The sequence below is a fragment of the Congregibacter brevis genome (assembly GCF_045689245.1).
Lineage (GTDB): Bacteria > Pseudomonadota > Gammaproteobacteria > Pseudomonadales > Halieaceae > Congregibacter > Congregibacter brevis.
This window is the reverse complement of the sequence record NZ_CP136865.1, coordinates 2,773,474-2,786,056: the sequence shown is the minus strand read 5'-3', so window position 1 is coordinate 2,786,056 and position 12,583 is coordinate 2,773,474. Positions and strand designations below refer to the sequence as shown.

Below are 12,583 nucleotides of genomic sequence, written 5' to 3'. Positions count from 1 at the left end.
TCCTGTAATAGGAGCATAAGAACGAATGCGCACAATTTCTTTTGATGGTGTGATTGTCGGCGGCGGCGGTGCGGGTATGCGCGCTGCGTTGCAACTAGCCCAGTCTGGCTATAAGACTGCGGTAATCAGCAAGGTGTTTCCTACACGTTCGCACACAGTGTCTGCCCAAGGCGGCATCACTTGCGCGATAGCCAGCTCCGATCCGCAGGACGATTGGCGGTGGCACATGTACGACACCGTCAAAGGCTCTGATTACATCGGTGACCAGGATGCCATTGAGTACATGACATCAGTGGGCCCCGAAGCCATCTACGAGCTTGAGCACATGGGCTTGCCGTTTTCTCGAACCGAGGACGGACGTATTTACCAGCGACCTTTCGGTGGACAGTCAAAAGATTTTGGTAAGGGCGGTCAGGCTGCACGAACTTGTGCGGCGGCTGATCGTACTGGCCACGCGCTCTTACACACGCTCTATCAGAACAACGTAAAGAACAAGACCGTATTTTTTAATGAGTGGTTCGCTACCGATCTGGTGAAAAATCAGGACGGGGTTGTCGTCGGCGTGATCGCTATCTGTATTGAGACCGGCGAAGTCGTGTATGTGAAATCCAAGGCGACGGTATTCGCCACGGGTGGAGCAGGGCGCATCTACGCATCTACCACCAACGCCCACATCAACACTGGCGATGGTATCGGCATGGCTCTGCGAGCCGGCTTCCCCATGCAGGACATGGAGATGTGGCAGTTTCACCCCACAGGTATCTACGGTGCGGGCACGCTGGTCACGGAGGGTTGTCGTGGGGAAGGTGGCTATCTAGTGAATAAAGATGGCGAGCGTTTCATGGAACGCTACGCTCCGAACGCTAAAGACCTGGCCGGACGCGATGTTGTTGCCCGTTCGATGGTTCTTGAGATTCTCGAGGGCCGCGGCTGTGGACCCGACGCGGATCACGTGTTCCTCAAGCTCGATCATCTTGGCGAAGAAGTTCTGGAGAGCCGTTTGCCCGGTATTCTCGAGTTGTCGCGAACTTTCGCCCATGCGGATCCAGTAAAAGAACCTATTCCCGTGGTGCCGACTTGCCATTACATGATGGGTGGAATACCCACCAATGTGAACGGTCAGGCCCTGACCATTGACGCCCAGGGTCAGGATCACGTGATTCCCGGGCTTTACGCCTGTGGTGAGGCTGCCTGCGTATCTGTCCACGGTGCTAACCGTCTCGGCGGTAACTCGCTGCTTGATCTGGTGGTCTTTGGCCGAGCAGCAGGCCTGTTTATTGAAGAATCTCTGCGCTCTGGTATCGAAGCTCGTGACGCATTGCCCACAGATATTGAAGAAGCAAATCAGCGTTTGACCAAGCTCGATGAGGCTCCCGTTGGAGAGAGCGTGGCTGGGCTGCGTAAAGAGCTTCAGGGGGTCATGCAGAATCATTTCGGCGTGTTCCGTAAAGGCGACTTCATGCGCGACGGCATTAAGCTTCTTGAAGAGCTGCGTCCAAGAATTGAAAGCGTCGGTGTTGCCGACAAAACTCAGGCGTTCAACACCGCACGTATCGAAGCCCTTGAGTTGCAGAACCTCTTTGAAGTGGCGGAGGCTACGGCCGTACCCGCTGAAGCACGGACTGAAAGCCGCGGAGCCCATGCCCGTGATGACTATCAGGAGCGTGATGATGAGAACTGGTTGTGCCACTCCTTGTACTTCCCCAAGGACAAGAGTGTGGGCAAGCGCGATGTGAACTTCGCGCCCAAGATTATGGACGTGATGGAGCCGATGGCTCGCAGTTATTGATCCCTTAGGGGAACGAACGAAACGGAGTTTTTTGCATGTTGCAGGTCAGTGTATATCGCTACAACCCGGAGCAGGACGCCGAGCCGTCCATGCAGACTTTTGAAGTCGATACCGGCGGCAAAGATGTAATGGTTCTTGATGTGCTTGAAGATATCAAGGCGCAGCAAGACACCTCTGTGACCTACCGGCGCTCTTGTCGGGAGGGTGTCTGTGGGTCAGATGGCCTGAACATGAACGGTAAGAACGGATTGGCATGCATTACGCCGCTGTCTGAGACCGTGAAGAACAACAAGCTGGTGATTAGACCCTTACCCGGGCTACCGGTTATTCGCGATCTGGTTGTGGACATGAGCATGTTCTACACCCAGTACGAAAAAGTGCAGCCTTATTTGCAGAACGATACCCCGGCGCCCGCCATTGAAAGACTTCAGTCACCCGAAGACCGTGCCAAGCTCGACGGCTTGTACGAATGCATTCTCTGTGCGTGCTGCTCGACTAGCTGTCCCTCTTTCTGGTGGAACCCCGACCGCTTCATCGGCCCAGCGGGCTTGCTGCAGTCCTATCGGTTCCTCGCTGACAGCCGAGATACGGCAACTGAGGAGCGTCTTTCAAAGCTCGATGATCCCTTCAGTGTTTTCCGTTGCCACGGTATTCAGAACTGCGTAAACGTGTGCCCCAAGGGCCTTAATCCGACACGCGCTATTGGCCATATTCGCAGTATGTTACTCAAACAAGCTGCCTAGGCTCCCTGCGGTGGATTTTTAGCGAAAAGTCCACCCATTTCTCGGCTTTACACCTTCTAGACCTCTCGCTTTGCTGGCATAATTGCGCCACCGCGCTGTCCGTACACGGAGAGCGCCCGCGGGGCCGGGGGGACCGTGGAAACAATATGCCCCGGCACGCACGATCGTAGTCTTAACGTCCGTGCGTTGATCTTCTGGGGGGAAGAATGCAAGAAAACTCTATGGAGTTGTTTCGTCGCAGCTCGCACATCGCGGGTGGCAATGCCACTTACGTCGAAGACCTCTATGAAAGTTACCTCATTGATCCCAATGCCGTGCCCGAGCAATGGCGGGACTACTTTGATCGACTGCCACGGGTCGAGACCAAGACTTCCCTAATTGATGATGTGCCGCATAGCGCGGTACGAGAGCGGTTTGCCCGCATCAGCAAAATGCGCGTACGCACAGAAGCGACCGTTGCCCACGACAGCCAAGCGACTAAACACGAACGCAAGCAGGTCAAGGTGTTGGCACTGATTTCTGCTTATCGCCAAAGGGGCCACCAGAAGGCCCAGCTTGACCCCCTGGGGCTGGCAGTACGCGAGCACATTCCCGATCTGGAACTCAATTTCCACGAGCTCTCCGCTGCTGACCTGGATACAAGTTTCCAGGTGGGCACCCTGAAGATGGGCGGAGCAGGTTCCACGCTCAAAGACATCATTGATGCTCTGGAGCGCACTTACTGCCACACTGTTGGTGCTGAGTTCATGCACATTGTGGACACAGAGCAGCGTCAGTGGATTATGTCGCGCATGGAGTCCGTGCGATCTGCTCCCGATTTTGGGCCAGATGTGCAGCGCCAGATTCTCCGTCGATTGATTAAAGCTGATGGCTTGGAAAAATCTCTCGGCTCCAAGTTCCCAGGCACAAAACGCTTTGGTCTCGAGGGCGGTGAGAGCCTCATTCCCATGCTCGCAGAGATGATGCAGCGCATAGGCGGGTATGGCGCCAAAGAAATCGTTATCGGCATGGCCCACCGTGGTCGCCTGAACGTACTGGTGAATATTCTCGGCAAGAACCCATCCGAGTTGTTTGCTGAATTCGAGGGGCGTGCGACTTACGAAAGCTCTGGTGACGTGAAGTATCACCAGGGGTTTTCATCAAACATGATGACCTCCGGAGGCGAGGTTCACTTAGCTCTGGCGTTCAACCCGTCGCACCTTGAGATTGTTTCGCCGGTAGTTGAAGGCTCCGTCAGAGCGCGCCAGGATCGTCGCAATGATCCTGTGGGGCAATCCGTTTGGCCTATCGTTCTCCACGGTGACGCAGCCTTTGCTGGTCAGGGTGTAGTCATGGAGACGTTTCAGATGTCTCAGACCCGTGCCTACAAGACCGGCGGTACGGTGCATATCGTTCTAAATAATCAGGTGGGGTTCACTACCAGCCTGCGAGAGGACGCTCGTTCTACTGAGTACTGCACCGATGTAGCTAAGATGGTTCAGGCGCCGATTTTTCACGTCAATGCCGACGATCCTGAAGCTGTGCTTTTCGTCACGCAAATGGCGATTGATTATCGCAACGAGTTTAAGCGTGATGTGGTTATTGATCTCGTTTGCTACCGCCGCCGCGGTCACAATGAAGCGGACGAACCAGCGGTAACTCAACCCCAGATGTATGAGGCGATTCGCAAGCATCCCACGACGCGGGATATTTACGCTCGACGCCTCATAGATGCCGGAGTGCTTACGGAAGCTGAAGATCAGGCGTTGGTTGACGGCTATCGGAGCTCCCTCGATAGGAACGAGCCCTTGGTGTCTAGCCTGGTTCATCAGCCAAACAGTGAGTTGTTTGTTGATTGGACGCCGTACCTGGGCCACGAGTGGACGCTGCACTGTGACACCGGTATGGATTTGCATCATTTGCAAACGCTGGCGCAGCACACTAATCAGTCACCCGATAATTTTCCTTTACAGCGTCAGGTCGCGAAGATTCTGGAGGATCGTCGTAAGATGGCTGCTGGTGCCTTGCCCCTCAACTGGGGCTTTGCGGAAACGCTGGCCTACGCATCTTTACTAGAAGCGGGATATCCGGTTCGGCTGACAGGGCAGGATGTCGGCCGCGGTACTTTCTCTCACCGTCACGCTGTGCTGCATAACCAACGCGATGATGCGAACTACATACCCCTGCAGCATGTCAGTGAAGATCAGGCTGGCTTTGTTATTCACGATTCGCTGCTTTCCGAAGAGGCCGTTTTAGCCTTTGAATACGGCTATGCGACTACGTCGCCCACCGGCATGGTTATCTGGGAAGCGCAGTTTGGTGACTTCGCGAACGGTGCCCAGGTGGTCATCGACCAGTTCATAACCAGTGGCGAGCATAAGTGGAGCAGACTGTGTGGTCTGACGATGCTCCTACCTCACGGTTATGAGGGGCAGGGCCCAGAACACAGTTCCGCACGTCTTGAACGGTTTATGCAGCTTTGTGCAGAGCACAATATTCAGGTTTGCGTGCCGACTACGCCGGCGCAGGTCTTCCATATGCTGCGTCGTCAAGGCATTCGTCCTCTGCGAAAGCCGCTGGTGGTCATGTCGCCAAAGAGCCTCCTTCGTCACAAAGAGGCAACATCCACTTTGGAGGATTTGGCGAACGGTCGTTTCTATAATGTGCTCGATGAAACTGATGACCTCGATAAGTCAGCAGTAGAGCGAGTCGTTGTGTGCTCGGGTAAAGTTTTTTACGACCTGCGCGCTGCGCGAAGGGAGCGTGGCATAGACAATATTGCGCTCATTCGCCTGGAGCAGTTGTATCCATTCCCCGAAGCGGAAATGTTGAAGGTCCTCAGCGGGTACCCGAATTTGCGTGATGCTCTGTGGTGTCAGGAAGAACCCATGAATCAGGGCGCCTGGTACTCCAGTCAGCATCATTTACGTCGCGTATTCGCGTCGCTTAATAGCAATATCTATCTTGGTTACGCTGGGCGCGAAGCGTCGGCGGCACCTGCCGCGGGCTACATGGCCCTTCACCTCGAGCAGCAGGAGGCCTTTATTAACCAGGCACTCACGCTCGATAGCGATAACGGCTAACAGCTTCTCTACAAGGAAAACTCATGGCTATCCAAATCAAAGCTCCCGCATTCCCTGAATCCGTCGCCGACGGTGAGGTCGCTGCTTGGCATAAAGAAGAGGGCGACTCGGTTCAGCGAGACGAACTTATTGTCGAGATTGAGACCGACAAGGTTGTTATGGAGGTGGTTGCTCCTGCTGATGGAGTGATTAAGAAAATTCATGTGGCTGTTGGTGAGACGATCGAAAGTGAAGCCTTGCTCGCGGATCTGGAAGAAGGTGCAGTGGCTGCGTCTCCCGCTGCCTCACCCGCTGCAGATAGTGCGCCGGAAGCTGCGTCAGCGGATGCAGCGCCTTCGGCAACTGATAGTAGCTCCGAAATGGGTCCGGCTGCTCGTCAGATGGTTGAAGAGCACAAACTCGACCCATCCCTGATTACCGGTACGGGTAAAGGCGGTCGTATCACTAAAGAAGACGTCACGGCCTACTTAAAGGATAAGCCTGCGGCTGCACCCGCCGCTGCGAGCAGCGCCGCTGTTGCTGATGTGCCTAGTGGCCCATCGAGTGAACGTATCGAGAAGCGTGTGCCTATGACTCGCATGCGTGCGCGTATTGCGGAGCGGCTGTTAGAGGCGACGACTTCTACTGCGATGCTGACTACCTTTAACGAAGTCAATATGGCTCCGGTAATGGCGCTTCGCAAGAAGTACAAAGATCAGTTTGAAAAGACCCACAACGGCACGCGTCTTGGCTTTATGGGCTTTTTTGTAAAGGCGGCCTGTGAAGCCCTAAAACGTTATCCCGCAGTCAATGCATCTATCGATGGCAATGACGTGGTGTATCACGGGTATCAAGACATTGGCGTTGCGGTATCTACCGAGGGTGGTCTCGTGGTGCCTGTGCTTCGTGATGCGGACTTTATGAGTCTTGCTGATGTCGAGGCGGCGATTGTCGACCTGGGTACTCGAGCAAAGGCAAACAAACTGACGATAGATGATATGACCGGCGGTACGTTTACGGTGACCAATGGTGGCGTTTTTGGCTCCTTGCTAAGCACACCCATACTCAATCCGCCCCAAACAGGCATCCTGGGAATGCACAAGATACAGGAGCGCCCCATGGTCGTTGACGGCGAAGTTGTCGTGCTGCCAATGATGTACCTGGCACTGTCCTATGATCACCGGTTAATCGACGGCAAGACAGCCGTGCAGTATCTCGTTGCGGTGAAAGATCTCATCGAAGATCCCGCGCGAATTTTGCTGCAACTCTGATTATCCAACGACACCTTTATTCAGCCAGACGGAGATTTCACGATGGCAGAAAGTTTTGATGTAGTAGTTATTGGCTCGGGGCCTGCCGGTTACGTGGCGGCGATTCGAGCTGCGCAGTTAGGCTTAAGCACCGCAGTCGTAGAAGAGTGGACCGATGAGAATGGCGCGGCAACGCTCGGCGGAACATGTCTAAATGTGGGTTGTATTCCTTCAAAGGCTCTTCTTGATTCCAGCCAGAAGTTCCATGATGCGAAGGATACCTTCTCGGTACACGGCATTGGTGTGGAAAACCCGAGTATCGATGTTCCGGCAATGCTGGGTAGAAAGGACAAGATCGTTAAGCAGTTGACCAGTGGTGTGACGGGGCTGTTTAAGCACAATGGCGTGTCTGTGATTCAAGGACGCGGCAAAGTCTTGGCGGGCGCGAACGTCGAAGTGACCGCCGCTGATGGCACGGTCTCAACGGTTGAAGCTGGCAATGTGATCATTGCAGCCGGTTCTGAGCCGGTGAAGATTCCACCCGCACCGGTAGACGATGAATTTATCGTCGATTCCACCGGCGCGCTGGAATTTACCGAAGTTCCCGGTCGCTTGGGTGTGATTGGCGCTGGGGTTATCGGCCTTGAGCTGGGAAGTGTTTGGAGCCGCCTCGGTTCCGAAGTGATTCTTCTCGAAGCTTTAGACGAATTCCTCGCCATGATGGATACCCAGATTGCTAAAGAGGCGGCGAAGATCTTCAAGAAGCAGTCTCTGGATATTCGTCTGAGCAGTCGCGTTACCGACGCTACGGTCAAAGACGGCAAAGTCCACGTCCGCTACGATTCTCCCGAGGGAGAGCACACGGAGATTTTTGACAAGTTGATCGTGTCCGTTGGGCGTCGACCTAGAACTGTTGATTTGCTGGCAGACGACTCTGGCGTAACCATGGATGAGCGGGGCTTCATCTTCGTCAATGATCAGTGTGCTACGGAAGCACCCAATGTATTTGCGGTAGGTGACGTCGTTCGGGGCCCTATGCTTGCGCACAAAGGCTCTGAAGAAGGCGTGATGGTTGCGGAGCGGATCGCTGGTAAGCCCGCACAGGTTAACTACGACTGCATTCCGTCGATCATCTATACGCATCCAGAGATCGCTGCGGTAGGCCGTACAGAGCAAGAGCTGAAGTCAGACGGCGTACCCTACAAAGCGGGAACTTTTCCCTTTGCCGCGTCGGGAAGGGCGTTGGCTGCGAATGATTCAGAGGGTTTGGTGAAAATCATCTCTCATGCCGAGACGGACCGCATTTTGGGTTGCCACATTGTGGGCCCGTCAGCCGCAGACCTTGCTCAGCAAGTGTTGATCGCCATGGAGTTTGGTTCGAGCACAGAGGATTTGGCGTTGATGGTGTTCGGTCATCCGACTTTATCTGAGGCTGTTCACGAGGCTGCGTTGGCCGTCGATGGACATGCGATCCACGTAGCGAATCGAAAACGCCGCTAAGAATTTGATGTCCCGGCTTGTGTCGGGGCATCAGTAAAATCGCACTGGACAAGGGGTCTCGTGCGCAATCGTTTCCTTGAACACTAACGGGACTTCACATGAATCTTCATGAATACCAAGGTAAGCGGCTCTTTGCCGAATATGGCTTGCCGGTTTCCACGGGTCACGCAGTTGACTCTCCTCAGGCCGCAGTTGAGGCGGCAGATCTTATCGGCGGCGATATGTGGGTCGTTAAGGCACAGGTACATGCGGGTGGCCGTGGTAAGGCGGGAGGCGTAAAACTCGTCAAGACGAAGGATGAAATTGCTGATTTCACCAGCCACTGGTTGGGCAAAAACCTTGTCACTTATCAAACGGACGCCAACGGCCAGCCCGTGTCGAAGATACTCGTTGAGTCTTGCACGGATATCGCGGACGAGCTGTATCTGGGTGCTGTAGTTGATCGCGCTTCACGGCGTATCGTGTTTATGGCTTCGACTGAGGGCGGCGTAGAAATTGAAAAAGTCGCTGAAGAGACGCCCGAGAAAATACTGCGCGCGGTAATCGATCCATTAACCGGTGCACAGCCTTATCAGGGACGCGAACTGGCTTTCAACCTGGGATTGAAAGGCGAGCAGATTAAGCAGTTTGTGAAGATCTTTTTGGGCCTTGCGAAGATGTTTCAAGAGAAAGATCTCGCCCTTATTGAGATTAACCCGCTGGTAATCACCACAGAGGGCAACCTTCATTGCCTGGACGCCAAGATTGGTGTTGATGGCAATGCGCTTTATCGCCAGGGTGATCTTCGCGAAATGCATGATCCCTCACAGGAAGACGAGCGTGAGTCCCATGCAGCACAGTGGGAGCTTAACTACGTCGCTCTGGACGGCAACATCGGTTGCATGGTCAATGGAGCGGGTCTTGCTATGGGCACCATGGACATCGTTAAGTTGCACGGCGGTGATCCGGCCAACTTCCTCGACGTTGGGGGCGGCGCTACAAAAGAGCGAGTTTCTGAGGCGTTCAAAATCATCCTCTCGGATGACAAGGTGAAAGCCGTTTTGATCAACATATTTGGCGGTATCGTTCGCTGCGATCTCATCGCTGAGGGCGTTATCGGCGCAGTCGAAGAGATCGGGGTAGAAGTTCCCGTTGTCGTGCGTCTCGAGGGAAACAACGCTGAGTTGGGACGTAAAGTCTTGGCAGACAGTGGTTTGAACATCATTGCGGCGACCAGTCTTACGGACGCGGCACAGCAGGCAGTCAAAGCAGCAGGAGGCAATTCCTAATGAGTATCCTGATTAATAAGGACACCAAGGTAATCTGCCAGGGCTTTACCGGCTCGCAGGGTACTTTTCATTCAGAGCAAGCAATTGAATACGGCACGAAGATGGTCGGTGGAGTCACTCCGGGTAAAGGCGGCCAGGAGCACCTGGGTCTTCCAGTGTTTAACACCGTTGCCGAAGCCGTCGAGGCGACTGGCGCAGAAGCTTCGGTAATCTATGTGCCTGCACCATTCTGCAAGGACTCCATTCTTGAAGCAGCTAACGGCGGTATCAAGCTCGTGGTATGCATCACGGAAGGTATTCCCACGCTGGATATGCTTGAAGCGAAAGTGAAGTGCGATGAACTGGGTGTTCGGCTCGTTGGACCAAACTGTCCGGGCGTCATCACTCCCGGCGAATGCAAAATCGGCATCATGCCTGGGCACATTCACCTTCCGGGCAAAGTCGGCATCGTGTCCCGTTCGGGCACACTCACTTATGAGGCTGTAAAACAGACCTCCGATGCAGGCTTTGGTCAGTCAACCTGTGTGGGAATCGGTGGTGACCCGATTCCTGGTTCTAACTTCATTGATATCCTCGCGATGTTTGAAGCAGACCCTGCAACTGAGGCGATCGTTATGATCGGTGAGATCGGCGGAACTGCGGAAGAAGAGGCTGCGGCCTACATCAAAGCGAACGTATCAAAGCCTGTTGTGTCTTACATTGCTGGTGTTACTGCGCCTAAGGGCAAACGTATGGGCCACGCTGGAGCCATCATCTCCGGTGGTAAAGGCACCGCTGATGAGAAGTTTGCCGCTCTGGAAGACGCCGGCGTGAAGACTGTGCGATCTCTAGCCGACATTGGGTCAGGACTCGCTGAAATCACCGGTTGGTAATGCTCCAACTGGTACGCTAAGAACCCGTCTTTATAGGCGGGTTTTTTTATGCCCTCTGGATAGTTTTAGGCTTGAATTTAGCGCCTAGGCCCCCATATCAGTGCCCATACCTACGTCACCCTAAGTACTCAGAGGACACCATGACTGCAGATATGAATAAAGAAACCCTAGGGTTCCAGACAGAAGCTCGTCAGCTGTTACAGCTAATGATTCACTCTCTGTACTCCAACAAGGAGATTTTTCTTCGGGAGCTGATCTCTAACGCTTCGGACGCTGTCGACAAGCTTCGATTTGCTGCCTTATCTGACGATGCGCTACTGGAAGGCGACGGTGAATACGCGGTACGAGTTGACGTCGATACAGACGCGGGCACTGTGACTATCAGCGATAACGGTATCGGCATGAGCCGCGACGAAGTTATCGACAACCTGGGGACTATCGCCAAGTCCGGCACCGCGGCTTTTCTTGAACAGTTGTCTGGAGACCAGCAGAAGGACTCTCAGTTAATCGGACAGTTTGGCGTTGGGTTTTACTCGTCTTTTATCGTTGCTGACCGCGTTGCGGTGCATACTCGTAAAGCCGGTGTTCCCGCCAGTGAAGGTGTGCTTTGGGAGTCTCGGGGCGAAGCAGAGTTCACCATCGAGGCCCAAGATAAGGCCGAGCGCGGAACAAGCATCACTCTGTTCTTGCGCGAAGACAGTAAAGATTTTGCGGATGATTGGCGGGTACGAAGCGTAATCAAGAAGTACTCAGACCACATCTCGGTGCCGGTCTTGATGAAAGAGACTCCGCCGCCCGCTGCAGAAACCGCCGAAGAAGAGAACGCGGAGCCCGCGGAGCCAGAATACAAGTCGGTCAACGAAGCCACGGCGCTTTGGACGCGAAGCCGTAGTGAAGTTACGGATGAAGAGTACGGCGAGTTCTACAAGCACGTCTCTCACGACTTTGAAGATCCCTTGAGTTGGAGCCACAACCGGGTAGAGGGCAAGCTGGAGTACACCAGTTTGCTATACATCCCGGCCCGCGCACCCTTTGATATGTGGAATCGTGATGCGAATCTTGGCGTTAAGCTCTACGTACAGCGCACTTTCATTATGGATGATGCAGAGCAGTTCTTGCCTATGTATCTGCGCTTCGTAAAAGGCGTACTCGACTCCAACGATCTATCTCTGAACGTTTCTCGCGAGATTCTCCAGCAAGACAAGACCGTTGATGCCCTGCGTAGCGCGCTGAGTAAGCGCGTGCTGGATATGCTGTCCAAGATGGCCAAGAATGACGCAGAGAAGTACGCGACTTTCTGGAAGGAGTTTGGACAGGTTCTGAAAGAAGGCCCAGCGGAAGACATGGGCAACAAAGACAAGATTGCCGAGCTGTTGCGTTTTAGTAGTACTCACACGGATAACGAAGTGCAGGATCAGTCGCTCAAAGACTACGTTGAGCGTATGCAGGACGGCCAGGACAAGATCTTTTATGTGGTCGCCGAGAACTTCAACACCGCAAAGCGCAGCCCTCAGCTTGAGGTATTTCGAAAGCGCGGCATCGAGGTTCTTTTACTGTCAGATCGTGTCGATGACTGGCTGATGAATCACCTTCAGGAGTTTGACGGCAAGCAGCTGCAAGACGTGGCTCGCGGTCGCCTTGACCTCGAAGATGAGAACGATGAAGAGAAAAAGGCACGAGAGGAAGCGGAGAAAGACAGCGAAGGCCTGGTCGAGCGCTTGAAGACAGTGATTGCAGACGCCGTGGAGGAGGTTCGCGTAACCACACGTCTCACTAACTCACCGGCCTGTTTGGTGGTAGGTGAGCAGGATATGGGCGCACAGATGCGGCGCATCATGGAGGCAGCGGGGCAAGCTGTTCCTGAATCAAAGCCGATTCTTGAGATCAATCCAACACATCCGCTGATTAATCGACTGGATGCTGAAACCGATGAAGATCGCTTTGCAGATTTGGCCAAGATTATCTTTGATCAGGCGAACCTTGCAGAGGGTGGTCAACTGGACGATCCAGCGGCTTATGTCGAGCGTTTGAATAAGCTGCTTTTGCAGTTGAGCAACGGATAATCTGCGCATTGCCAGTTGCTCTGCGTTTTGTGGGGCAATTGGCGTTATAGTTTGACT

General features: G+C 54.0%; 8 protein-coding genes. All 8 read left to right on the top strand.

Going from position 1 to position 12,583, the window contains the following annotated elements:
- Nucleotides 1–25: 25 nt before the first annotated feature.
- The 8 genes from sdhA to htpG all read left to right on the top strand — a co-directional run bounded on the left by sdhA (nt 26) and on the right by htpG (nt 12,526).
- Entirely contained in the window at nt 26–1,789 is a 1,764-nt protein-coding gene (sdhA, locus tag R0137_RS12355; protein ID WP_405270956.1) for a succinate dehydrogenase flavoprotein subunit, read from the top strand.
- A gap of 35 nt (nt 1,790–1,824) precedes the next feature.
- Nucleotides 1,825–2,532: a succinate dehydrogenase iron-sulfur subunit gene (locus R0137_RS12350; protein ID WP_405270957.1), complete on the top strand. Its 708-nt coding sequence runs from the start codon at nt 1,825–1,827 to the stop codon at nt 2,530–2,532.
- A gap of 206 nt (nt 2,533–2,738) precedes the next feature.
- Entirely contained in the window at nt 2,739–5,594 is a 2,856-nt protein-coding gene (locus R0137_RS12345; protein ID WP_407326708.1) for a 2-oxoglutarate dehydrogenase E1 component, read from the top strand.
- Nucleotides 5,595–5,617: 23 nt separating this feature from the next.
- Nucleotides 5,618–6,844 carry a 2-oxoglutarate dehydrogenase complex dihydrolipoyllysine-residue succinyltransferase gene (odhB, locus tag R0137_RS12340; RefSeq protein ID WP_407326707.1) on the top strand — a complete coding sequence of 409 codons (1,227 nt, stop codon included), beginning with the start codon at nt 5,618–5,620 and terminating at the stop codon, nt 6,842–6,844.
- Between the two features lie 42 nt (nt 6,845–6,886).
- Nucleotides 6,887–8,323: a dihydrolipoyl dehydrogenase gene (gene lpdA / locus R0137_RS12335; protein ID WP_407326706.1), complete on the top strand. Its 1,437-nt coding sequence runs from the start codon at nt 6,887–6,889 to the stop codon at nt 8,321–8,323.
- Between the two features lie 98 nt (nt 8,324–8,421).
- Entirely contained in the window at nt 8,422–9,591 is a 1,170-nt protein-coding gene (gene sucC / locus R0137_RS12330; RefSeq protein WP_407326705.1) for an ADP-forming succinate--CoA ligase subunit beta, read from the top strand.
- The gene (gene sucD / locus R0137_RS12325) at nt 9,591–10,463 is read left to right on the top strand and encodes a succinate--CoA ligase subunit alpha (protein WP_405270966.1); all 873 of its coding nucleotides are present in this window, start codon (nt 9,591–9,593) and stop codon (nt 10,461–10,463) included. Before sucC ends, sucD begins: the two co-directional genes overlap by 1 nt.
- A 140-nt stretch (nt 10,464–10,603) precedes the next feature.
- Nucleotides 10,604–12,526, top strand: coding sequence for a molecular chaperone HtpG (gene htpG / locus R0137_RS12320; RefSeq protein ID WP_407326704.1), 1,923 nt, complete (start codon nt 10,604–10,606; stop codon nt 12,524–12,526).
- Nucleotides 12,527–12,583: the final 57 nt, after the last annotated feature.